Below are 22,858 nucleotides of genomic sequence, written 5' to 3'. Positions count from 1 at the left end.
CAGTCCGCCACCCACGTGAACGTTCGGCGCATGTAGCAATAGACGACCCACTTATTTGCCTCCCGCCTTGTAGACGTCTTTCGGGCCCACACCACCAGGCACGAGCGCCCGCACGCCTTGGCGCAGCTTGTTGTCCGCCCATGCCAGTGCCCTGCGTGCCGTTTGCTCGGGGCGGGCGCTGAATGACGTGACGTTGAAGTACTGCTCGCCAGTTGGAGACACGGGCGAAAAGTAATAGTTCGAAACGCAGCAGCGCAGGCGATCGACCTGGACCGGGCTGACCGAATGCCACGAGCTTGGTGTTGTTTCCATCAGCACCAGACGGTTGAATTTGCTATGGATGGTCTCGTTCTTGCGCACGGATGGTTCCCACAATTCCAAGTTGCCGCCATTGCCCAGTTCCCAATCCGGCGTGACATAGAACAGCAGGTTCAGCGTGCGATAAAACTGGCGTGTCGCCTCGTGCGAGTTATCGATGTGGGGGTTAAGAAAATGCCCCTCGCCCATCATGCTCAAGCCGCCCGCATACAAGGTAGGATCGGGAATCTGCTGCGTGATGCCGGTAATCTCCTCGATAATGCTGACCACGGCGACATCCTGCATCGCGAAGGTAATATCCTTGAGAATCGGATTAAACTGATCAAAATGCTTGGAAGTGAATTTTTTCTCACGAAAACTCGACATCAGGCGCATCTGCTCCAGCTTGGGGAAGGCGTGGTAGATTTCCATGGCCAGTGCCTCGGGAAGCATATTCTCGATATAGCAATGACGCACACCGACTTTGCCAGCGCTGGCTGCAAACATGTCGGCGGCGCGTGCTTTTTCCGTTTGCAGGCGCGCCACAATCAATTCGACGATTTCGTTTTTAGATATTTTCATTTTTACCTTTAAATGATGCCGATTTTTTACCCAAGAAAGCCTTCAAGGCGTCACTTGCCGCATGAATGTTGGGAATGTCCGGGATGAAGAACCGTCCGCCAGCTGCGCTTGGCCGGGTGGCGCGCTTGCCCAGGCGGATGATTTTGGCCACTGCGATGCGCGCAGCGCCCAGCAGCACGCTCGTCACGGTGATAGCGGCACTCTTGTCATATTGCTGCTTGTACGCCATCGCTGCCTTGAAAATTTCCTTGTAGTAATCCGGATGGCTGACCAGGCAGATCGCGTACAAATGGATGAAGTTGAAACGATCCAGTTGAGTAGCATCCAGTTTGCTTAGGGTTTCATAAGCGGCCTGACCCCAGACGGTTTCTACGCTGAAAAAGCGTGGAATCAGCGGTGGCCACACCAGATTCTTGTAGGGCTTGATGTGGGGATCGTCTTCCAGATTGCCGCGATGGGCATTCATGGCGCTGCGTCCGGTGTTGCTGTTGCCGGCGGCACCAGGGATGGTCAGTGGATAATCGATTTCCGCAAAAGATGGTGTGGTCGCGGCGATGCCGAGCGCGCCTGATACGTCCGGGCTGACACCGTGGAAATAGGCGCCCGTCTTTTCCTTGACTTGTTCCATGACGGTGCGCTTGACGATGCCGTGATAAATCTTGGGCAAACCATCGGCCCCTTGGCATGCCATTTGCAGGGAGGCCTGCAAGCCCTTGGCGCAATCGGCGCGGGAGATGCGCGACGAGAAATCGTTGATGTACAGGCGGCTGGAGTGGCCCCGGCCAAAAGTTTTCGACAGGAAGTCCGGCCAGGCGTAGTTCGCTACCACCTTGGGTGAGATGGCATCCACCTTGTGCTCGATCGCCCATTGCACGGCGTCTAGAATCTCCGCGGCAACGGTATCGTCGTCGCCGACCAGGCAGACATAGTCGCCGCTGGCCATGGCCAGCGCCTGATTGTGGTTCTCTGTCATCGACAGGCGCGTGGCGCAATGCTGGTAGTGCAGGCGCGCATCGGCCAACAGCGGCACGATCTCATTTTGCAACTTGCCATCGGTGCTGGTGTCATGCATGACAAGTTCGATTAAGGGCGAGTTGATGCTCAAGACACTTTTTGCGGCATGCACGGCATACGCACTGCGATTGTGGGTCGCAATTACTACGGATAAAATTGGCATAAGCAAACTCACAAAAGTTAGACAGGCGCGGTAGTCCGCGGCAGGCTGGCGCCAGTATGGTCCTGGCGGTTAATATTCTTGGCCGTAATGTACAACATAACTAATAACAATTCGAATGATACGGACCCAATCAACGGTTCAAACAATGAAAATAACAGCAGGAATAAAAATGCAACCTTGATCGATTGGAAAATCGGCGTATTTCGTGCCGCCTTGCTTATTTCGCGGTAAATATTGTGCAGGTATTTCAAATACAGCAGCAAGCCAATTATGCCGTAATTCAACCAGAGCAGTAATATGGAATTATGTGCCCCCCATACATCCTCCATGTTGCCGGCCGCCTCAATCGCGGAGCGGAAGCCATTCGGTCCAACGCCTAGCCACGGCGACTTGGCAATCAAATCGGCTGAAAATTCCCACAGAATGATGCGGTTATTGAACGAATCCGGGATCTTGTATTCATTATCGTGTAACAGCATAAACAGGCTGTAGCCATATTCAAAAAACAGGTACAGGACGAACAGGATGGATAAAAAAACCGTGAAATATTTGATGTGCGCGTACTTCTTGTCTGTCCAGAAAATGTACAGAATGAACAGGCTGATAATCAGGATGCCACCTCTGGACATGGTCGCCAGAATAGCGCCGACGAAGAACAGGAACAAGTACTTGTTTTGATAAAAAAACGTGGCGGCCAGGAAAAAGAGAAAGGCTGCCAAATAGTTGGAGCGTCCAAGCAGCGTTTCGACCATCAATTTCTTGTCGTAGTAATCGCCATTGACGCCAAAGGATTGAATGAATCCCAGGTAGGTCCATAATGCCAGGACAATGCCACCATACAGAATGGCCTGCCGTGCCTTGTCCAAGTCGACTGGCCATGCGCGCAGGCTAACCAGCGCCATGGCCGAGACGACCAGCGGTATTACCGCAGCCACGGCCCGCTGGAGTTGTCCCGGATCTCGAAGCAAGGTCGTCAGGATGCCCAGCGCGGCGATAGCGCACAGTATGAGGGCATTGCGCGTGAGGATCAGGTCTTCCCGCAGCAGCCTGACCATGAAGATCAGGCCGATCAGCGCAAAACTGATCGGCAGGCTGACAGAACTGGCGCCAATGTAGATCTTGAATTCGCCAACAAAGACGAAAAAGAGCACGCCATAATACAGCGGCACCAGCATTCTGGTTACCCTGTCCATCCACACCCGGCTGCTATTATTTACCGAAAATTGCATAGACTTTTCTTTTAAAAAACAGGCGTTCAATTCCGTTTAAGAAATTGAACCACGTATAGGCAGCAATGATCCCGAAGCATGCCGCAAATTCCCATGCCTTGAATGTCGCCAGTGGATTAAGCGAGAGCAGGAAGGAAAGTGTGATTAATGCCATTAACACGATAAATTTGCCGCCCAATACTTCCTTGAATTTTATTTCCAGGATATCAAAGGAGAAATAGAACATGAGCCAGGCGTCGACGCAGATTCTCAGAAGCCACACCAGCGCCGCACCTTCCAGGCCGTAATAGCTACACCCCAGCCAGAGCAACAAGCAGTACACGGGAAACTCGACGACGTGCACCTTGGCCGTCAAGGCTGCCTTGCCTGCGCCTTGGAGCAAGGAAAATGGAATTTGCGTGATGCTACTGATCAGGACGCCATAAGAAAAGATGCGCAGCAGGGTCGTACTTTGCTCCGAAAAGGCAGCGCCCACCCACAGCGTAAGAATGTTCTGGCTGGCAAAGGCGATGATCAGCGTCATTGGCGTGATAGCCAGCAACAAATACAGCACGCTGCGCCGATACAGTTCCACCAGTTCATGGCCGCGGCCACCGCCGATATGGCTGGAAAATGCAGGGAACAGCACCGCCGTCAAGGCACCGGGAATGATCCAGATCTTGGTGATCATTTCATTGGGCGTTACGTAATAAGCCACCGCCGCCGCAGAAATCGTTGTGCTGATCAGGAAACGGTCCAAATAAGACATCAGGGGGCTGATGATATTGGTAACGGTCATCCAGCCGCCGGATATCAGCAGGGGTTTCATGAATCCGGCATTGAAATGCTTGCTGCTGAGCATACCAGGCAGGCTGCGTGCAGCGAAATAAGCATGCACGAGACAGGCGATGATCCTGCCAGCGGTGAGCATGGCAGTCACGGCAACCAGATCATTCTTGTACCAAAGTACGATGGCCAGTGGACCCAGGAAGGTGAATATGCCCATGGGCAGGCGAATCAGATTGATCACGCCAAAGGCCGATTTGGCTTCGAGTATACCACGCAGGCCTGTGGTCAGTATGATGAAGGGCATGGCGATGGCCATCACCCGAATTGAACCAACGATTTCCCCGTTGTCTCCAGCATGCGAAATGCTGTGCGCGCCAAACTCTGCACCGAACCATAGCAAGGCCGATGCAAGCAAGCCAAGACCGGTCATCATCAGCAGACTGGTAAAGACCATGGGCGCAATATCCGCATGGCGTTCTTCCGCGATTAATACCGATAGCTGTTGCGTGAGCGCCCGTCCCAAGCCCAGATCGAACAAGCCGAAATAGCTGACTACCGCCCAGATTAGTGTCAACACACCAAAACGCGCATCCCCCAAGCTGTGTATCAGCACCGGCATTGAAGCAACCGCAACCAATAGCGGCAAGCCCAATCCTAATAAATTATAAGCGGTGTTTTTGATAATCATGCAAATATGGCAATTAATCCGATGTGGGTAGCGCAGATTTCAGTGCGGGTAAATTATTTCATAAAAGCAATAATTCACGTCAAAAAAATAGAGGCCGCGAATAGGGCTGAGCGACTAAATCGGAGGAAAGAATAAAACGCGAGGCCACCAGCCAGAGGTCGAGTGTCGATCGAAACAGGTGATGATATATTTATTACGGCAATTGGGCAAATTCTTATCCCAAGGCGGAGCCTATTTTGCCCCGTAAATTGTAATCATTTGTAAGGCATTTTTTATTATCTTGTTTTTTTAAATAGCTTTCTTGTCGGAATTTATTATTGCTTGCTGTGCGCATGCCATCCGTCATGGACGGTGCGTCCACCGGGCAGCGGCTTGCCCGCTGCATATGGCGAGTGGAACGGCCGGTGTCAGCTTGGACCGCACCGCAGGGAATGTAGCCTAGGTTGCGTGCTTGCCGTAGCAATGCGGGCAAGACACCTCATACACATATTCCGGCGCCAGTTGCTGGCGCGGGGTGACGACGGCGCGGCAGACGAAACACTGCACGGTTTCCGTCGGTTCCAGTTTCGGGTTCAGGGCCGTGCGGTAGTCGAAGACGAAGCAGTCGCCCGTGTAGTGCTCGCCGCCGACTTCTTCGAAATACTTCAGGATGCCGCCGTCGAGCTGGTACACGCTGTCGTAGCCGATTTCCTTCATGTGGATGGCGGCCTTTTCGCAGCGGATGCCGCCCGTGCAGAAGGTGACGACGGTCTTGCCTTCCAGTTCCTCCTTGTGGGCGGCGGCAACAGCCGGGAATTCCGTGAACTTGTCGATACGATAATCAAGCGTATTGTTGAACGTGCCCACGTCCACTTCAAAGGCGTTGCGCGTTTCCATCATGACCACGGGTTTGCCCGCGTCGTCGACGCCGGCATCGAGCCAGCGCTTGAGCGTATGCGCATCGACGGACGGGGCGCGGCCCAGTTCCGGCTTGATCAGCGGCATGCGCATGGTGATGATTTCTTTTTTCAGCTTGACCAGCATGCGCTTGTGCGATTGCTCGTTCGACAAGCTTTCCTTCCATTCCAGATCGGCCAGGCGCTCATCGCTGCGCACCCAGGCGAGGAAGCTGTCGATATGCTCGCGCGTGCCCGACAGGAACATATTGATGCCTTCCGGCGTCAGCAGGATCGTGCCCTTCAGCTCCAGCGCCAGACATTGCTCCTGATACAAGGGACGCATGGCTTCCGTATCGTCGAGCGTGATGAATTTATACGCGGCGATATTGACAAACGTGGCGGCGGGCGGGCTGACGGCGGCGGAAACGGCGGGTGTTGCTGGGGTGATGGCTTGCATGATGGCGATCGGCTTAGACTGAACAGCCGATATTATAAGCCCGACAGGCCAGGCAGGATACCCGGTCCGCACGCGCGACGCGGTAGAATAGACCCCATTGAATTTTGCACGAAACGGTACACACAGATGGAAATGGTAATGCAAGAGGCCGGCGCTCCGGCAGGTTCACAGCAAGCGATGCAGCCCGGTCCTGCTTTCGTCCATTTGCGCGTGCACTCGGAGTACTCGATCGTCGATGGCCTCGTGCGCATCGACGACGTGGTCAAGGCGGCGGCAAAGGACAAGCAGGTGGCGCTGGCCGTCACCGACCTGTCGAACCTGTTTGGCATGGTCAAGTTCTACAAGGAAGCGCGCGGCAAGGGCATCAAGCCCATCGTCGGCGTCGACGTGTGGATCACGAATGACGACAATCGCGAAAAACCGTCGCGCCTGCTGTTGCTGGCGAAAAACCGCATGGGCTATCTGCAACTGTGCGAACTGCTGTCGACGGCCTGGCTGACCAACCAGTACAAGGGGCGCGCCGAGCTGCGCATCGAGTGGCTGCAGGCGCTGGCGACGAATACCTACGACTTGTACCCGGGCGAAAGCGCGGCGAATGGCTTGATCGTGCTGTCCGGCGCGCATTTCGGCGATGTCGGTACCGCCATCGAGAATGGCAACCTGGCCCTGGCCGAGCGCAACGCGCAGCGCTGGGCCGAGATTTTCCCCGGGCATTTCTATATCGAAATCCAGCGTGGTGGCCAGGCCAACCAGGAAGCGCAGGTGCGCCATGCGGTGGCCCTGGCGGCCAAGCTGGGCCTGCCTGTCGTCGCCACGCATCCCGTGCAATTCATTTCCCCTGAAGAATTTATTGCCCACGAAGCCCGCACCTGTATCGCCGAAGGCGAAATGCTGGCCAACGCCAAGCGCGTCAAGCGCTTCAATGACAGCCAGCGCTTCCTGTCGCAGGCGGACATGGCGGAACTGTTTGCCGACTTGCCGGCCGCGCTGGCCAATTCCGTGGAAATCGCCAAGCGCTGCAATTTGACCTTGACCTTGGGCAAGCCGCAACTGCCGAACTTCCCCACGCCGCCCGGCATGACGATCGACCAGTTCCTCGTCGCCGAATCGCAGGCAGGCCTGGAAAAGCGTTTGTTGCAGCTGTATCCCGATCCCGAGCGTCGTGAAAAGGAGCGTCCGCGCTACGAATCGCGCCTGAAATTCGAGACGGACACGATTTGCAACATGAAATTCCCCGGCTACTTCCTCATCGTGGCCGAGTTTATCCAGTGGGCCAAGGAAAACGGCGTGCCCGTCGGCCCGGGCCGCGGCTCGGGTGCCGGTTCGCTGGTGGCGTACTCGCTGCTCATTACCGACCTGGACCCATTGCAGTACAACCTGCTGTTCGAGCGCTTTTTGAACCCAGAACGCGTCTCGATGCCCGACTTCGATATCGACTTTTGCCAGGAAGGGCGCGACCGCGTCATTCAGCACGTCAAGGATTTGTATGGCAAGGAGGCCGTCTCGCAGATCGCCACCTTCGGTACCATGGCGGCCAAGGGCGCGATTCGCGACGTGGGCCGCGTGATGGATTTCGGCTACAACTTCTGCGACGGCATCTCCAAGCTGATCCCGTTCAAGCCGGGCAAACCCGTGTCGATCGCCGACGCCATCGAGGAAGAGCCGCTGCTCAAGGAGCGACTGGAAAACGAGGAAGAGGTCAAGCAGCTGCTGGACCTGGCGCAGCAGGTCGAAGGCATCACGCGCAATATCGGCATGCACGCGGGGGGCGTGCTGATCGCTCCCGGCAAGCTGACGGATTTCTGCCCGCTGTACACGCAGGGCGGCGATTCCGGCGTCGTGTCGCAGTACGACAAGGATGACGTGGAGGCCGTCGGCCTCGTGAAGTTCGACTTTTTGGGTTTGACCACGCTGACCATCCTTGACCGCGCCGTGCGCTACATCAAGCAGCTCGATCCGGCGCAGGCCAATTTCGACCTGGCGACCTTGCCGCTGAACGACAAGCCGTCGTACGACTTGCTGACCAAGGCCAAGACCGTGGCCGTGTTCCAGCTCGAGTCGCGCGGCATGCAGGGCATGCTGAAAGACGCGCGTCCCGACCGTTTCGAAGACATTATCGCGCTCGTGGCATTGTACCGTCCGGGCCCGATGGACCTGATTCCCGATTTCTGCAAGCGCAAGCACGGCGAACGCTTCGATTATCCCGATCCGCGCACGGAATCGATTCTGTCCGAAACCTACGGCATCATGGTGTATCAGGAGCAGGTGATGCAGATGGCGCAGATCGTCGGCGGCTACTCGCTGGGCGGCGCCGACATGCTGCGCCGCGCCATGGGTAAGAAGAAGGCCGAAGAGATGGCCGAGCACCGCGAGATCTTCCGCGCCGGTGCGGCGAAAGATGGCTTGACGGCGGAAAAGGCCGACGAGATCTTCGACTTGATGGAAAAGTTCGCCGGCTACGGTTTCAACAAATCGCACGCCGCCGCCTATGCTTTGCTGTCGTACCACACGGCTTACCTGAAAGCGCACCACACGGCCGCCTTCATGGCCGCCAACTTGTCGCTGGCCATGGACGACACGGACAAGATCAAGATCCTGGTGGAAGACTCGCTGGAAATCTGCAAGCTGACCTTGTTGCCCCCGGATATCAACGAGTCCGATTACCGCTTCATGCCGAGCGGCGCGCCGCCGTCCGTGAGCGGCAAGAAAGTCACGCAGATCCGCTATGGCCTGGGCGCCGTGAAAGGCTCGGGCCAGAACGCCATCGAAGCCATCATCGCCGCGCGCGAGGCGGGCGGTCCCTTCACGAGCCTGTTCGATTTCTGCAAGCGCGTGGACAAGAAGCAGATCAACCGCCGCACTATCGAGTCGCTGATACGCAGCGGCGCCTTCGATTGTCTGAAGGTCGACCGCGCCATCCTGCTCGCGTCCGTGGCGTTCGCCATGGAATGTGCTGACCAGGCCGCCAAGGCGGCCAATCAGGTGAGCCTGTTTGGCGGCGACGACAGCGACATGGTGGCGCCGCCCGAGTACGTCAAGGTGCCCGTGTGGACCGATAAACAGCGTCTGACGGAAGAAAAGATCGCGCTGGGTTTCTATTTGTCCGGCCACCTGTTCGATTCGTATGCGCCCGAGGCGCGCCGTTTTGCGCGCACGAAATTGTCGGAATTGTCGCCATCGCGCGAGCCGCGCATGATGGCCGGCGTCATCACGGGCTTGCGCACGCAGATGACGCAGCGCGGCAAGATCCTCATCGTCACCCTGGACGACAAGAGCGGCACGGTGGAGGTGACGGTGTATGGCGAATTGTTCGACGCCAACCGGAAAATCTTCAAGGAAGATGAATTTCTGGCCGTCGTGGGCAAGGTGTCGGAAGACCGGTTTTCGGGCGGCTTGCGCATCACGGCCGAGAGCGCCTTCGACATCATCGCCGCGCGCGTGCAATATGGCCGCCAGCTGGGCCTGACCTTGCCGGCCACCCTGGATGCCAAGCGCATCCGCGACGTGATCATGCCGCACCGGGCTGCGGACGGACTGCCGATCGCCGCGAAGGTCAGCCCGCAAGGCGTCAGTTGCGTGCTGCAGTTCGGGGATGAATGGAAAGTGGCGCCATCGGATGAATTGCAGATGGCGCTGGAGCAGATGCTGGGCGCGCAAGAGGTGGCGGTCGAATACTGACCGGCACCGCCCGGCGCAGACAACAAAGCCAAACCGCAGACATGCTGGTTTGGCTTTTTTTGTTTACATGTCTTTCAGGCCCGTGATCGCATAGCCTTTGGCGGCGATCTGCTGGTGCGGCTGTTCGATATGGTAGTCCGGCAAGATCTCGGCATCGTCAGCCACTTCGCTGGCGCGTATTTCGAGCTGCCAGTCCGTATTGGTCACTTCTTCCGGAATGAGCTTTCCTTCCGGCACGGCGAGGTAGGAAAAAATGCCGTCGTGTTCGGCCCGGCGGTAGATGTCTACACGCATGAATGCCTCCTAGTAAACGTTGGGGGAACCGGTGCACCGCAGTGCATGCCGATAGCGCTAGCGTAACAGGATTGTGCCGTGCACGGGTTGTAGCGTGTGCCGCAAGAGCGGGGGCGCTCAGGCGATAGCGGAAGCGTAGTCGTCGTCTTCATCGAGCATGGCCGATTGCCGCACATCGCTGGCGGCCGTGGCGCCTGCCGTGACGGCTTGCACCAGGCTGCGATGGGCCTCGAGGCCGCTACGCAGGCTGGCGATCATGGCCAGTGTCAGTTCGTGGCGCTTGCGTGCTTCCGAGCGTTTCTTTGAAGGAATTTCTTCCAGCGCCAGCAAGGGCAGGTTTTCGCACGCTAACTCAAAATCGCCATCCTGGCGAACTTGCGCGCCCAGTTCTTGCCATATTGCATTGTAGTTGGCGAACAAACGGCCTTTCTTGGCGGAGTGGTGCACGGCGCGGTTGATATTGCCGACAAGCAGCATCTTGCGGCAGCCGTGTTCGTATCCCAGCTGGCGCACCAGGCGCACCATCAGGCTCTTGGGGCGCATGCCGTGCAAGTCGCGCGTTGCTTCGCGCACGCGGTGCGCGCTGTCCTCGCCCTTCGGGCCTTGCAGGCAGCCGATGCGCATGCCCAGGGTGGCGCGCAGCTGGCTGCCGAAGAAGGAGAAGGCGATCGAATACAGCACGTCGTCGTCATGCATCAGTTGCAGCACCATCTCGCCTTCACGGTCCATCGGGTGCAGCGAACACAGTTGCAAATGGTAGGGGGCGCCCGATTTGCCCGCTACCGTGCACAGGCGCACGGGTCCGTGCGCCGCTTGGCTCATCAGCCTGCCCCAGCCTTGCTGCAAGATGAAGTGGTAGTGCTCGGTCAGCAATTCCACGCGCTGCTGGCAATTCAAGGTCAGGCTCAGGTAAGGGCGGTAGACCTTGTGGATCATGTGCGGATAGGCTTGCACCAGATCATGAAACACCGGATGCGAGTTCAGCAGTTGTAGCCAGTGGCGGGTTTGGCGCTGTTGCACGCGGGCGCGCAGATGCAGCTTGAGCATTTCGCGCCAGCGGCGCATGCCGCTCGGCATCGCCATCAAGCCGTCAGACAGGGTAATAGTTGGCATCATCGTGCGCATGTCCATGATAAAGGGGGAACGTCGAAGCCGTTTCGGCTCAGACGGGTACCGGGCTGCTGACGCCCTCGTGGTTTGCCAGCAGGATGGTGGTGCCGCGGCTGCCACGCGCCAGCTTGCCGGCCAGGCCGCCCGAAAAATGGCGCGGCCAGCCGCCGTGCCTGTGCGCTGGCAAGACCACTTCGTGGCAACCCAGCAGCTCAGCTGTATCGAGTATCGTAAACAGCAGCTCGCCGGCGAAAATGTGGGTGCTGTACGCGATATGAGAGCGGCTCAGGTAGAGTCCCGCCTCGTGCATCATGTGCTGCGTGGCCAGGTCCAGCGCAGCACACTCGCTGGCGCCATGCAGGGGCAGATCATCGGCGCAGCGCCGTGGCGCCGCGGTCACGTGCAACAGGCTGACGCAGACTTTGATGCCCCACTCCTGCAAGCGCCTGGCGTAGCGCGCGCCGTAGACGATGTCGCTGGCGCGCTTGACGGGCAAGAGCAGCAGCAAGGTATCCTGGCCCGGCTTGCCGCAGGCACCCGCGGCGCTGTCCGGGGCGCGGTGGTGTTGCGTTGCGGGGCGCGATGCATGCATGGAATGGATGGCCATAGTCGGAAAACCATGTCATCTTATGCATGCCATCACCCCCTGTAAATTGGCGAAACAGCGTACGGGTTCCCCTTATGCCAGCCCTGTTTTAATAGCGGTAGGTGACGTACACGGCGCCGATCGGCGAGGTCTTGCGCTGCACGATGGGGCTCTTGGCCGCGTCGCCCAGGCGGCTCTCGACGCCGACCAGCGTGTTGATGCCCCAGCGCGCATCGAAGCGGTGTTCCCAGTTGACGGTGGCCTGCGCTTCATAGAAACCGCCCTTGGGCGTGTATTGCTTGAACGAGGTATTCGCGGCCTGGGTGGCCGTGACGCCATACATGGTTTGCACGTACTTGCGCTCGCCCCAGCCCAGCTGGCCGCCGATGCTCACGCTGTCTTTTTGCATGCCCTTGGCATCGGCCCGGCCGTAGACCTGGCCTGTGGCGCCGAAATGCACATTTGCGCCATTTTCGCGGTTCGACAGGGGAATGTCGCTCGACACGCTCAGTGACAGGCCCGGCAATGGCGAGTAGCCCACGCTGAGCAGGGCGCTGGCGTTGCCCTTGACTTCGCCCATGCCTTTCAGGTAATCGCTGCCGCCCCAGCCGTTGGCGCCATTGCGCTTGTGGTCTTCGCGGTTGCCGCGGTAGCCCAGCGCCGCGCTGTAGCTGAGGGGGCCTGCCTGGCCGCCATAGCCGACGCCGCGCGACGTGCTGAAGAACAGGCCATTGGCCATGGCGTAATCGAGGATGATCAGCGGCGAAGCCGACAGCTTGTCGGCGCCGGAATAGCTGGACACGGCGGCGACACCGCCGCCGATGGTGAAGACATTTTCCGCAGCCGGTTCGGCCGCCGCGGCAGCCAGGGGATTCAAGCTCAGGCCGCAGGCCAGTGCCAGCGAGGTCAACAAGGTTGTAGATGCGTGCATGGAGTTTTCCGTCAGGTGGAGAACCGAGTCCGGAGGTGGCTCGATTGACTGCCGACAGTATCTGTCCTTGCCATGAAGGAAAAATGAGCCTTTTATTAAGATTGCATGAAGAGCGCTTCTTTACCCTTTCTTCAGCTTGTGGTGGTTTAATACTCACCATGAAAATACTGCTGATTGAAGACGATATGGACCTGGGCAACGGCGTGCGAATCGCCTTGCGCGACCAGGGCATGCAAGTGGTCTGGGTGCGCAGCCTCGAGGATGCGGCGCGCAGCATCGAACACGATAGTTGCGAACTGGTGCTGCTGGACTTGGGCTTGCCCGATGGCGATGGCCTCGATTTGCTGGCCCGGCTGCGTGCGGCCCGTTTGCCCGTGCTGATCCTCAGCGCCCGCGACACGCTGGAACAGCGCTTGCGGGGCCTCGATGGGGGCGCCGACGATTACTTGGTCAAGCCCTTCGTGCTGGCCGAGCTGCTGTCGCGCGTGCGTGCGCTGGCGCGCCGCAGCTATGGCTTCGACGGCGACACCATCGAGTTGCGCGGCCTGCTGCTGCAGGTGCCCACGCGCCGTGTCAGCGTGCATGGTCGGCCGGTGGAGCTTACCGCCAGTGAATATGCGCTGCTGAAGACCTTGCTGATGCGCGCCAACCGGGTCATCACGCGCCGCGTGCTGGAAGAACACATCCTGCCCGGCGGGCTGGCCAATGCCAGCAATACCCTTGATGTGCACATGGGCAACCTGCGCCGCAAGATAGGCGAAGGCTATATTCGTACCGTGCGCGGCGTCGGCTATGTCATCGACCAGCAGGGCGAAGCGTCCACTGCGCCGAGTACTGGCGCATGATGGGGCGTTTCTGGGCCATGTTGCGCCGGCCTACCCTGGTGCGCCGGCTGATGATCGCGCAAATGCTGATGCTGACCATGGTGTGGAGCCTGGCCGTGGCGTATGTGCTGGTCGAGGGGGCGGACGAAGCAAGCAATGTGAGCCGCGGCGTCCTGCACGCCATTATCAGCGTGGCCGACAACCTGGCCGAGCAGCCGCAGCGCCAGGAACAAAGCTTGCGCGCCATCGACGAAGCCTTGCGCGAGGAGTTTGAAACGGGGCGGGTGCCGGAATTGGCGCCGCGCATCCTGGTCTGGCGCGAAGGCAAGCTGGTCTACAAGTCGCCCGATGCGCCCAGCGGTATCCGCAGCGCCGGCCCGGAGCAGATGGAAGTGGTGTACGTCAAGGGCCAGGCCTGGCGCAGCCGCAGCCTGGACGAGGGCAACACGCGCGTGACGGTGCTGGAAGCGGGAGGCGCCTGGCAATTGTTCATCACGATCAATTCACGCGGCTACTATCTGCTGCCGCTGCTGATCAGCCTGCCATTCCTGCTGGTGCCGGCCTGGCTGTCGATCCGCCTTGCCATGCGCCCGTGGCGCAAGCTGGCGCAGGAGGTGGCGGCGCGCGGGCCACAGGATTTGCGTCCGCTGGCCTTCAAGCCGCCGCATGGCGAACTGGCGGCGCTGGTCGACAATATCAATGCGCTGCTGCAGCGGGTCGATGCCAGCGCCGCGCGCGAACGCAGCTTCATCGCCGATGCCACGCATGAGCTGCGCACGCCACTGGCGGCCATGCGCGTGAATGTCGAGGCCTTGCAGAGCCAGGTACATGATGCGCGCCAGCAAGAACTGCTGGACGGTATCTTAAACAGTGGCAACCGGGCCGCGCGCCTGGTGGGCCAGTTGCTGCAGTTGACGCGCAGCGAAGTGCAGGCGGGCGCGGGCGAGTTGCCGCGGCGGCAGGCGCTCGATACCTTGCTGCAAGACCGCCTGGCGGCCCTGTCCGGACTGGCCCAGGCGGGTGATATCGAGCTTGAATTGCAAGCCAGTGTCTCGCTCAGCGTGCCGGGACAGCGCGAGAGCCTCGTTTCGCTGATCGACAACCTGGTGGAAAACGCCATCAAGTACAGTCCGCGCGGCGGCAGCGTGACGGTGTCGCTGCATGCGGAACGGGGCCAGGCCGTGTTGCATGTGGCCGACCAGGGACCGGGCATCGCGCCGGCGCTGTATGACCGCGTGTTCGACCGCTTTTTCCGCGCGCCGCAGCAGGTGCAGCCAGGCAGCGGCCTGGGCCTGTCCATCGTCGCTTCCGTCGTGCGCCAGCATGGCGGCACGATTCAGTTGCACAGCGGTAATGGTGGCCTGGGCTTGCTGGTGGAGGTGCGTTTGCCCTTGGCCATAGCCTGACCGCGCTGGCGCGCCTTGCGATATTGCCTGAAAATTATTTCATGTGCACATAACGCAAGATGGCATGGCGTGGCGCACGCTTGCGATGCATAATGCGGGACAGTTAAAAAACACCGTTATGCGCCCACTCCTGTCCCGCTACCTGTCGTATCCCGCCTTTGTCGGCCTGTATCTGCTGTTTGACTGGGCCACGTATATCGACCCGATGTACGGGCTGAACATCACCCCGTGGAATCCCGATCCCGCGCTGGGTCTGGTATTTTGGCTGATCCACGGCCGCAAGGCGGCGCTGCCATGGTTCATCGCCCTGGTGGCCGGCGAGGTGCTGGTGCGCGGCATGCCGGCTGGCCTACCCCTGACCTTGCTCTGTTCGGCTTGGCTGGTGCTCGGCTATGGCGGTATCGGCGTAGTCCTGCGCCGCAGCTTCAGCAGCAGCGACATCTTCGACAACCGGCGCCGCCTGAGCGCCTGGGTCCTCATCGTGCTGCTGGGCACCGCGCTCAATGCGCTCGGCTATATTTCATTGCTGTCGCTCACGGGACGCATACCGGCCGGCGAGTGGGGCACGGCCGTCTGGCGTTTCGGCATCGGTGACACGGTCGGCATGCTGGTGTCGATGCCGCTGATCTGGGTGCTGTTCAGCGAGCGCGGGCGTGCGCGCCTGCACGCCGCCGTCTGGCGCTGGGAAACCCTGGCGTATCTGGCCCTGGCCAGCTTCGTGCTGTGGAGCCTCTTCGGTTCCATCGTGCGTTCCGAATACAAGCATTTCTACTTCCTGTTTCTTCCCGTGATCTGGGCCGCCTCGCGCCAGGGCTTGCATGGCGCCATGCTGGCCGTGTTTGTATTGCAGCTATGCATCATCACCCTGGTGAAATGGACGCATGCCGTCGATATCCAGTTTTATGAATTGCAACTGCTCGACGCTGTACTGGCGCTGGTGGGCTTTTTTATCGGCATCGTCGTCGATGAAATGCGACAAGTGGCCGATGAGCTGAAGCACACGCTGCGCCTGGCGGCCGCCGGCGAAATGGCGGCCGCCCTGGCGCACGAGCTGAACCAGCCGCTGACGGCCTTGTCGACCTATGGCAAGGCCTGCGAATACCTGCTGGAGCGGGGCGAGAACGGCGCCTTGCTGCAAGGCGCCGTCGGACACATGATCGTGGAATCGGGACGCGCCGCGGACGTGGTGCGCCGCCTGCGCGATTTTTTCCGCACGGGTGCTATGCAGCTCGAAGCGGTCGAGGCGAGCGCACTGATCGAAGGTCTGGCGCGCCAGTTCACGCCGTTGTTCCATGAGCATGGCATCGAGCTGGTGCTGGCGCCGCCGTCGTCGCTGGCCGTCAACGCGGACCGCCTGCAAATCGAGCTGGTGCTGCGTAACTTGTTGGCCAATGCACAGGATGCGGTGATGGGCCAGCCGCGCGGCCAGCGCCGCATCACGGTATCGGCCGAGCGGCTCGAGGGCGGGCGGTTGCGCCTGTCCGTGGAAGACAGCGGCCCCGGCATTTCCAACAGCCTGGCCGCACGCCTGTTCGAACCGTTCGTCTCGACCAAGGCCAGCGGCCTGGGGCTGGGGCTGGTGCTCAGCCGCAGCATTGTCGAGGCGCATGGCGGCCAGTTGTGGGCCGAAGTGGGCAAGCATGGCATTTTTCGTTTTATCCTGCCCCTGGCGCACGCCAGCGCAGCCGCTACGGGAGAGTATGGTGACAAGTAATTTGACGGTGTTTATCGTGGATGACGATCCCGCCGTGCGCGATGCGCTGGGTTTGCTGTTGGGCATACGCGGTTACCGCACGGCCCTGTTTTCCTGCGGCGAGGATTTCCTGCACAGCTGGCGGCCCGAGTGGGCCGGTTGTCTGCTGATCGATATCCGCATGTCGGGCATGGATGGCCTGAGCCTGCAGCGCTGCCTGCTGGAGCTCAAATGCCTGCTGCCCATCATCATCATCACGGGGCATGGCGACGTGGCGCTGGCACGCCAGGCATTCAAGGCGCAAGCCAGCGATTTCCTGGAAAAGCCATTTGATCATGACAAGCTGCTGGCCGCCATCGAGGAAGCGTTTTCGCGCGAAGCGCATGCGCGTGGCCAGTTGCAGCGTCAGGTGGAAGGGCTCGCTTTGCTGCGCGCCTTGACGCCGCGCGAGCGCGAAGTGATGCAGCTGGTGGTGACGGGCCAGCACAACCGCGATATCGCCCCGGCGCTGGGCATTTCCGTGCGCACCGTGGAAGTGCACAAGGCGCGCCTGATGGACAAGCTGGGCGTCGATAATGTGGCCGACCTGGTGCGCATCAGCATGCTGGGCACCGGCTAGCCACTGAAGCGTTTTCTAGGCGATGGTCTGCAATACCTGATCGCTTGAAATCGCCTTGACCCAGTCGCTGCGCCGCGCCACCGTGATGACGGTGCTGTTGGCGCTGTCGAAGGGCGCCCATTCCGGATTCTTCTTGCGCATCAATGCCACCACTGGCACATGCACGGCGTTCGCCAGATGCATGATCGATGTTTCCACCGAAATAATCAGGTCGCATTGCGCCAGCATGGCCGGCAGCTGGAAAAAGTTGTCGACAGCGCTGAAGGCTTGCGTGCGTGGCAAGTTGTGCGTTTGCACGACGGCATTCACCTTGGCCAGTTCCTGCGGCATGGCATTGATCAGGAAGCAGGCATGCTGCCATTTCGGCATCGCCTGCATGCGCGTGATCAGCTCGGCAATGCGCTCCAGCGGCCAGCCGCGCTTGTGCGACTTGGCAAACGGATTCAAGAGCACGAGCGGACCCTGGCGCGGGGAAAAGCCCCAGGTGGCCAGTTGCTCCTGCGCCTGCTGCAATGCGTGCTCGGGAATGTGCACGAAGGGATAGCGTTCGGCCACGGGAATGTCGAGTCCCGTCAATTGATGGAACCAGTCCGCATACACGCTGCTGATATGGTGCTCGCCGGCATCTTGTCCCGCATACGAGGCCAGCACGGCGTCGATCTTGCGGTAGGCCAGGTAATGCCAGGGGCGAAGCGGGCTGAACGGCTTGCGCGTGCCGATCACCAGTCCGTTCGGACTGATGGCGCGGGCAAGGTCCGCATATTGCTGTGGCCGTACATGGGCCAGCGACACGACGACAGGATAATGCTCCGCCTGGGCTTCGCGCAGTGACTCTTCGTATAGCGCGGGGCTGTAGGTCTTGCGGTACACCTTGGAAAACAGGCCCGACTGTTCGACCCAGTCGTACAGCGAATAGGTGCGCAAGCTTTCCCATTGTTTGGCGTCGGACGTGCGCCGTACTTCGTCGACCCACAGGTGGATCTGGATGTGGGGGTAGGCCGCGGCAAAGGCGCGGAAACCGTTTTGCAGGTAGGTAAAGTCTCCCAGCGCCAGATGGGCGATGAACAGAATTTTTTCCGACTTTTGTAGAAGTTCGGCGGGAATCAAAGGCGTCATGTATCAGTACGATTTCAGGTATTCATTCGATGGTGTCATACCACTTGCTGGGAAAATTGCAGGCGATGCAGATTGGCATACGCGCCGTTGGCATCCAATAATTGCTGGTGACTGCCGGTTTCCATTATTTTCCCATGTGACAATACCACGATACGGTCCGCACGTTCAATTGTTGATAGCCGATGAGCAATAACTAAGGTGGTTTTTCCTTGCATCAGGTGCTCCAGTGCCACCTGCACGGCCCGTTCCGCCTCCGTATCCAGTGCCGAGGTGGCTTCATCGAGGATCAGGATGGGCGCATCCTTGTAGATCGCGCGGGCGATGGCCACGCGCTGGCGCTGCCCGCCGGACAGGCGCGAGCCGTTGTCGCCCAGGCGCGTTTCCAGGCCATCGGGCAAACCGTCGATGACGTCCGACAGGAAGGCGGCGGCTGCGGCCGCTTCGACGCGCTGGCGGTCTGGTGCCGCATCGCCATACGCGATGTTGGCGGCCAGGGTATCGTCGAACAGCACCACTTGCTGGCTGACCATGGCAATCTGGCTGCGCAGGCTGGTCAGGGCGATGGCATCGATATTTTGTCCATCGAGCAAGATTTCACCGCTGCTGGCCGAGTAAAAGCCGGGCAGCAGGCTGACCAGGGTCGATTTGCCGCCACCGGACATGCCGACAAAGGCGACCGTTTGTCCTGGCGCGATGCTCAGGTCGATGTGTTGCAGGGCTGGCTCCGGATGTCCGGGATAGGCGAAACTCACGTCCTTGAACTCGATGCGGCCTTTGCTGCGGCCAGCGAGCGGCTTGCCGCCCGTGCGTTCCGGTGTCTTGTCGATCAGCAGGAAGACTTCCTCGGCGGCGGCCATGCCGCGCTGCAGGGGACCGTTGACTTCGGCCAGCTGCTTCAGGGGCGTCAGCAGCATCAGCATGGCCGTGATGAAGGAAACAAAGCCGCCGACCGTGATTTGTCCCTGCTCCGACTGGAACAGGGCCATGACGATGACCAAGGCCACGGCTGCTGCCGTGATCACCTGCGTAATGGGCACCGTGGCGGAAAAGGTCGTCGTCATGCGCATGCTGTAGCGGCGCAATTGTTCGGCGCGCTCTTCGAAGCGGGCTTTCTCGTAATCCTGGCCGCCGAAGATCTTGATCACTTGCTGGGCGCGCGTGGTTTCCTCGATGACTTGGGTCAGCTCGGCATTGACGGCCAGCGAGTCGCGGTTGAGTTTTTTCAGGCGCTTGCCCGTGGTGCGCACGACGATGGTCAGCAGGGGCAGCAGTACCAGGGTGACCAGGGTCAGCACCCAGTTCAGGTACAGCAGCCACGCCAACAGGCCCAGCACGGTCAGCGAGGAGCGCACGATCGAAGTAAACACCTTGGTCACCATTTCGATGATCTGCTGCACCTCAAACATGATGGAGTTGATGACCTTCCCCACGGTGTGCGTGTTGTAGAAGTCGATGGGCAGGTTCAGCATGCTGGCAAACATCCTGCGGCGCAATTCGTTGAGGATGCGCGTGGAGACATAGCTCATCAGATAGCTGCTGGCAAACGTCGATGCGCCGCGGATGGCAAAGATGCCGATGACGATCAGCGGCACCAGCCAGAAAGAAAAACTCACCTTGCCACCAAAACCATTGTCGAGCAGCAACTTGAGCGCATACGGCAGCAGCGGCTCCGTGCCCGCCGTGACGACCATCGCCAGCAGGGCCAGAGCCAAGTGTTTCTTATAGGGCGCGTGCAGCGCGGTGAGGCGCTTCAGGTCGGGCGTGAGCATCGGTAGGGTTCCTTGCAGGGACAGCAAAAACGGTCAGGCGGAAAACGAGCTCAAGCAGTGCGCTCTTGCTGGCGCAACAGGGCCCACAGTATCACCATCGGGAAGACCAGCATGATGATGCCTATATTCAGGGTTAGCGAGCTCGTCGTCAGGCCGAAAATCATATAACAAACGCACAGTAGCATGCCTGCCAGAGCAAACGGCCGGGCGCCGACAGGACCGCGATGCGATGTACGTGCAAACAGGACCAAGGGCAGCAGGAGCAGCGCCAGCAGTGCCAGCACGCCAGTGATGCCCCTCTTGACCAGCACATCGAGGTAGTCGCTATGGGCATTCGTATAGTCACTGACGAGTTTGCTAATTTTCCCTTCCGCCAGCATTACCTTTTTTTGTTGCAGATAGCCGGTACGGCCCATGCCCAGCCATAGATGCTCTTTTACGAGTTCTGTTGCGGTATCCCACATCACCAGGCGCTGGCCAACTGAGGTGCTGACATCTCCATCATTCTTGTATTTTTGCAATTCGGAGATGACAGTGGCGACACGTTGCTGTACCGGCGAATGCGGCATGGAATAGGCCAGACTCACAAGGACGAAAAGTAGCGACAGGGTGACGGTCAAATGGCGGCGGCCATGGTTTTTGGCGTGATGTATCGCCATGATGATCAGACAGACGGGCAAGGCCAGCCAGCCTCCGCGGCTACCACTGATGACCGAACCGACGATGCCGGCCAGGCATCCTGCCAGCAACAGGCCACTCCAGGCATAACGGTGCGCCTGCAGGCGTGCCCAGTCGAGTCCGCAGAGTGCCAGTATGCCCAGTAACATGCTGACATTGCCATAATGAATGGGGTTGCTAGTAGCTGCTTGCGGCCGAATCAGGCTGTCAGGAATAAATTCCATCAAGGCATACGCTGCGCCGGCAATAGCGCCGACGGACAAGCCTGCCCACCAGAACGTGGGTCGTGGTGGGTACGCCAGCAGCAGCAGCAGCACCGGGATCGCCAGAAGGGCGCGTAGGGGCATGTCAAATTCGCGCGGAGGATCACCGTGGTACAGCATGTTGGCGGTAAAGACCAGGAAATACGCCAGCAGGACACCGATCAACAGATAGTCCTGACGTTGCAGCGCCAGACCGGAACGCTTCCACAACAAAGAGCCGCTGGCCAGTAGCAGGACCAGTGCGCCAACAGAGTAACCACTGTTGACAGCCAGCGCCAATGCCGAAAAGAGAAAAACGCAAACAGAGGTCAGGCCGAGCATGAATATCCTTGGTAACGCACGTGTCGCCATTATGGCAACTGTAGCAACATAAAGTAGGCGTCATTGTAATCGAAGGTGACTGCAAAAACGCCCACGGGGGAATTTGCTCTTCGATAACTATTTAAGCAGTCTCAAGGGGGAGAATGAAAAAAACCATGGTTTTTAGCCATGGTTTTTTTGTAAGCAATGGTAACTCGCTGTTATTTTGCCAAGGCAAGCAAGCCCTTGCTAGTGCTTCAGGCAGTCGCTGGCACGCGCGTGGCTACGCCGGTGGCGATGGCCGCTTGCGATACGGCAGGCGCGACCCAGCTGCGCAGGCGCTCGTCGAATGGCGACGGGATCAGTTGCAGCGGCGTCAGGGCGCTGCTCTCGTGACCCGGCAGCGGCTCCTTGGCCAGCGCGGCGATGGCGCGCACGCAGGCCAGCTTCATTTCTTCGTTGATCGTGGTGGCGCCCACGTCGAGCGCGCCGCGGAAGATGTACGGGAAGCACAGCACGTTGTTGATCTGGTTCGGGTAATCCGAGCGTCCGGTGGCGACGATGGCGTCGTCGCGCACGGCGTGCACTTTTTCCGGGGCGATTTCCGGATGCGGATTGGCCAGGGCGAAGATCAGCGGCTTGGCGGCCATCGATTCGACCATCTGCGCGCTGACCACGCCGCCCTTCGAGACACCGATGAAGATGTCTGCACCGACCATGGCGTCGGCCAGGTCGCGGTCGCTCGTGTCATTCGCGTAGCGCGCCTTGTTCTCTTCCATGTTGGCATCGCGGCCCGGGTAGATCACGCCCTGGCTGTCGCATACTTTCAGCAGCGACTTGTTCAGACCCAGCGAGACGAGCAGGTCCAGGCAGGCGATCGAGGCGGCGCCCGCGCCCGAGACGGCTACCTTGACGTTGCCGATGTCCTTGCCCACCAGTTCCAGGCCGTTCAGGATACCGGCCGCGACGATGATGGCCGTACCGTGCTGGTCGTCGTGGAAGACGGGAATATTCATACGCTTGCGCAATTGCTGTTCGATGTAGAAGCAGTCGGGCGCCTTGATGTCTTCCAGGTTGATGCCGCCGAAAGTCGGCTCCATGCGCACCACGGTGTCGATGAACAGGTCGGGATCGTTCTCGGCCAGTTCGATGTCGAACACGTCGACGTCGGCGAACTGCTTGAACAGGCATGCCTTGCCTTCCATCACCGGTTTGCTGGCCAGCGGGCCGATATCGCCCAGGCCCAGCACTGCCGTGCCATTCGTGATCACGGCCACCAGGTTGCTGCGCGACGTGTAGGTGCCGGCCGTGCGCGGATCTTCCACGATGGCTTCGCAGGCGAAGGCCACGCCCGGCGAGTACGCCAGGGTCAGGGCGCGGGCGTCGCCCAGCGGTTTGGTTGGCGTGACGGAAATCTTGCCTGCGCGGGGTTCCGCGTGATAGGCGAGGGCGGCTTCTTTCAGGTTGAAGGTCTCGCCGTTCTGTTCGGCGTGCTTGCTGTGCGAAGTAGACATA

The 22,858-nt window shown here is 59.7% G+C and carries 17 protein-coding genes and 1 pseudogene; 5 read left to right on the top strand and 13 right to left on the bottom strand.

The window, feature by feature from the left end; genetic code table 11:
* Nucleotides 1-51: 51 nt before the first annotated feature.
* The 5 genes from GYK42_RS23200 to GYK42_RS23180 form a co-directional block, all read right to left on the bottom strand.
* Entirely contained in the window at nt 52-879 is an 828-nt protein-coding gene (locus GYK42_RS23200; protein WP_205711517.1) for a 2OG-Fe(II) oxygenase, read from the bottom strand.
* Nucleotides 866-2,056 (bottom strand): glycosyltransferase family 2 protein, encoded by a 1,191-nt coding sequence (locus GYK42_RS23195; protein ID WP_166449388.1) that lies wholly within the window; start codon nt 2,054-2,056, stop codon nt 866-868. The genes GYK42_RS23200 and GYK42_RS23195 overlap by 14 nt, the downstream gene beginning before the upstream one ends.
* A gap of 17 nt (nt 2,057-2,073) precedes the next feature.
* Complete coding sequence (locus GYK42_RS23190) at nt 2,074-3,285, bottom strand: O-antigen ligase family protein (RefSeq protein ID WP_166449387.1); 1,212 nt, start codon at nt 3,283-3,285, stop codon at nt 2,074-2,076.
* Nucleotides 3,266-4,741, bottom strand: coding sequence for a flippase (locus tag GYK42_RS23185; protein ID WP_166449386.1), 1,476 nt, complete (start codon nt 4,739-4,741; stop codon nt 3,266-3,268). Before GYK42_RS23185 ends, GYK42_RS23190 begins: the two co-directional genes overlap by 20 nt.
* 438 nt (nt 4,742-5,179) lie before the next feature.
* Complete coding sequence (locus GYK42_RS23180) at nt 5,180-6,076, bottom strand: sulfurtransferase (RefSeq protein ID WP_166449385.1); 897 nt, start codon at nt 6,074-6,076, stop codon at nt 5,180-5,182.
* Nucleotides 6,077-6,214: 138 nt separating this feature from the next.
* Between GYK42_RS23180 and dnaE the strand changes: the two genes are divergently transcribed.
* Complete coding sequence (dnaE, locus tag GYK42_RS23175) at nt 6,215-9,754, top strand: DNA polymerase III subunit alpha (RefSeq protein ID WP_240943741.1); 3,540 nt, start codon at nt 6,215-6,217, stop codon at nt 9,752-9,754.
* A 63-nt stretch (nt 9,755-9,817) separates the two neighbouring features.
* Here the strand turns inward: dnaE and GYK42_RS23170 are convergent, their stop codons facing one another.
* From GYK42_RS23170 to GYK42_RS23155, 4 genes are all read right to left on the bottom strand, one after another.
* Complete coding sequence (locus GYK42_RS23170) at nt 9,818-10,048, bottom strand: DUF6139 family protein (protein WP_046686119.1); 231 nt, start codon at nt 10,046-10,048, stop codon at nt 9,818-9,820.
* A gap of 117 nt (nt 10,049-10,165) precedes the next feature.
* Entirely contained in the window at nt 10,166-11,164 is a 999-nt protein-coding gene (locus GYK42_RS23165) for a VirK/YbjX family protein (protein ID WP_166449384.1), read from the bottom strand.
* Nucleotides 11,165-11,210: 46 nt separating this feature from the next.
* Complete coding sequence (locus tag GYK42_RS23160; protein ID WP_166449383.1) at nt 11,211-11,765, bottom strand: universal stress protein; 555 nt, start codon at nt 11,763-11,765, stop codon at nt 11,211-11,213.
* Nucleotides 11,766-11,853: 88 nt separating this feature from the next.
* Nucleotides 11,854-12,675 (bottom strand): MipA/OmpV family protein, encoded by an 822-nt coding sequence (locus tag GYK42_RS23155; protein ID WP_166449382.1) that lies wholly within the window; start codon nt 12,673-12,675, stop codon nt 11,854-11,856.
* Between the two features lie 158 nt (nt 12,676-12,833).
* On the opposite strand from GYK42_RS23155, the gene GYK42_RS23150 reads away from it, so the two are divergent.
* From GYK42_RS23150 to GYK42_RS23135, 4 genes are all read left to right on the top strand, one after another.
* The gene (locus GYK42_RS23150; protein WP_166449381.1) at nt 12,834-13,520 is read left to right on the top strand and encodes a response regulator; all 687 of its coding nucleotides are present in this window, start codon (nt 12,834-12,836) and stop codon (nt 13,518-13,520) included.
* Complete coding sequence (locus tag GYK42_RS23145; protein ID WP_166449380.1) at nt 13,517-14,905, top strand: sensor histidine kinase; 1,389 nt, start codon at nt 13,517-13,519, stop codon at nt 14,903-14,905. Before GYK42_RS23150 ends, GYK42_RS23145 begins: the two co-directional genes overlap by 4 nt.
* A 118-nt stretch (nt 14,906-15,023) precedes the next feature.
* The gene (locus GYK42_RS23140) at nt 15,024-16,619 is read left to right on the top strand and encodes an ATP-binding protein (RefSeq protein ID WP_166449379.1); all 1,596 of its coding nucleotides are present in this window, start codon (nt 15,024-15,026) and stop codon (nt 16,617-16,619) included.
* Nucleotides 16,606-17,217, top strand: coding sequence for a response regulator transcription factor (locus tag GYK42_RS23135; protein WP_166449378.1), 612 nt, complete (start codon nt 16,606-16,608; stop codon nt 17,215-17,217). The genes GYK42_RS23140 and GYK42_RS23135 overlap by 14 nt, the downstream gene beginning before the upstream one ends.
* Before the next feature lie 15 nt (nt 17,218-17,232).
* Here GYK42_RS23135 and GYK42_RS23130 read toward each other — a convergent pair whose 3' ends face one another.
* The 4 genes and pseudogenes from GYK42_RS23130 to GYK42_RS23115 all read right to left on the bottom strand — a co-directional run.
* Nucleotides 17,233-18,333, bottom strand: coding sequence for a glycosyltransferase family 9 protein (locus GYK42_RS23130; RefSeq protein ID WP_166449377.1), 1,101 nt, complete (start codon nt 18,331-18,333; stop codon nt 17,233-17,235).
* Nucleotides 18,334-18,368: 35 nt separating this feature from the next.
* A complete protein-coding gene (gene msbA, locus GYK42_RS23125) occupies nt 18,369-20,102 on the bottom strand; it encodes a lipid A export permease/ATP-binding protein MsbA (protein WP_166449376.1) in 1,734 nt (577 codons plus the stop codon).
* Nucleotides 20,103-20,152: 50 nt separating this feature from the next.
* Nucleotides 20,153-21,364 (bottom strand): O-antigen ligase family protein, encoded by a 1,212-nt coding sequence (locus tag GYK42_RS23120; protein WP_166449375.1) that lies wholly within the window; start codon nt 21,362-21,364, stop codon nt 20,153-20,155.
* Between the two features lie 254 nt (nt 21,365-21,618).
* Nucleotides 21,619-22,857: pseudogene (locus GYK42_RS23115) on the bottom strand (malic enzyme-like NAD(P)-binding protein); the annotation flags it as partial.
* Nucleotide 22,858 lies beyond the last annotated feature (1 nt).

Origin of the sequence: Janthinobacterium lividum (assembly GCF_011601275.1) — a bacterium.
Classification (GTDB): domain Bacteria; phylum Pseudomonadota; class Gammaproteobacteria; order Burkholderiales; family Burkholderiaceae_D; genus Janthinobacterium; species Janthinobacterium lividum_E.
Note: the sequence above shows the minus strand (reverse complement) of the source record. Positions and strands in the feature narration are given on the sequence as shown.

Excerpts from the sequence above, each read along its gene's own strand:
- GYK42_RS23200 (WP_205711517.1), bottom strand. The coding sequence starts at position 879 with ATGAAAATATCTAAAAACGAAATCGTCGAATTGATTGTGGCGCGCCTG.
- GYK42_RS23195 (WP_166449388.1), bottom strand. The coding sequence starts at position 2,056 with ATGCCAATTTTATCCGTAGTAATTGCGACCCACAATCGCAGTGCGTAT.
- GYK42_RS23190 (WP_166449387.1), bottom strand. The coding sequence starts at position 3,285 with ATGCAATTTTCGGTAAATAATAGCAGCCGGGTGTGGATGGACAGGGTA.
- GYK42_RS23185 (WP_166449386.1), bottom strand. The coding sequence starts at position 4,741 with ATGATTATCAAAAACACCGCTTATAATTTATTAGGATTGGGCTTGCCG.
- GYK42_RS23180 (WP_166449385.1), bottom strand. The coding sequence starts at position 6,076 with ATGCAAGCCATCACCCCAGCAACACCCGCCGTTTCCGCCGCCGTCAGC.
- dnaE (WP_240943741.1), top strand. The coding sequence starts at position 6,215 with ATGCAAGAGGCCGGCGCTCCGGCAGGTTCACAGCAAGCGATGCAGCCC.
- GYK42_RS23170 (WP_046686119.1), bottom strand. The coding sequence starts at position 10,048 with ATGCGTGTAGACATCTACCGCCGGGCCGAACACGACGGCATTTTTTCC.
- GYK42_RS23165 (WP_166449384.1), bottom strand. The coding sequence starts at position 11,164 with ATGATGCCAACTATTACCCTGTCTGACGGCTTGATGGCGATGCCGAGC.
- GYK42_RS23160 (WP_166449383.1), bottom strand. The coding sequence starts at position 11,765 with ATGGCCATCCATTCCATGCATGCATCGCGCCCCGCAACGCAACACCAC.
- GYK42_RS23155 (WP_166449382.1), bottom strand. The coding sequence starts at position 12,675 with ATGCACGCATCTACAACCTTGTTGACCTCGCTGGCACTGGCCTGCGGC.
- GYK42_RS23150 (WP_166449381.1), top strand. The coding sequence starts at position 12,834 with ATGAAAATACTGCTGATTGAAGACGATATGGACCTGGGCAACGGCGTG.
- GYK42_RS23145 (WP_166449380.1), top strand. The coding sequence starts at position 13,517 with ATGATGGGGCGTTTCTGGGCCATGTTGCGCCGGCCTACCCTGGTGCGC.
- GYK42_RS23140 (WP_166449379.1), top strand. The coding sequence starts at position 15,024 with ATGCGCCCACTCCTGTCCCGCTACCTGTCGTATCCCGCCTTTGTCGGC.
- GYK42_RS23135 (WP_166449378.1), top strand. The coding sequence starts at position 16,606 with ATGGTGACAAGTAATTTGACGGTGTTTATCGTGGATGACGATCCCGCC.
- GYK42_RS23130 (WP_166449377.1), bottom strand. The coding sequence starts at position 18,333 with ATGACGCCTTTGATTCCCGCCGAACTTCTACAAAAGTCGGAAAAAATT.
- msbA (WP_166449376.1), bottom strand. The coding sequence starts at position 20,102 with ATGCTCACGCCCGACCTGAAGCGCCTCACCGCGCTGCACGCGCCCTAT.
- GYK42_RS23120 (WP_166449375.1), bottom strand. The coding sequence starts at position 21,364 with ATGCTCGGCCTGACCTCTGTTTGCGTTTTTCTCTTTTCGGCATTGGCG.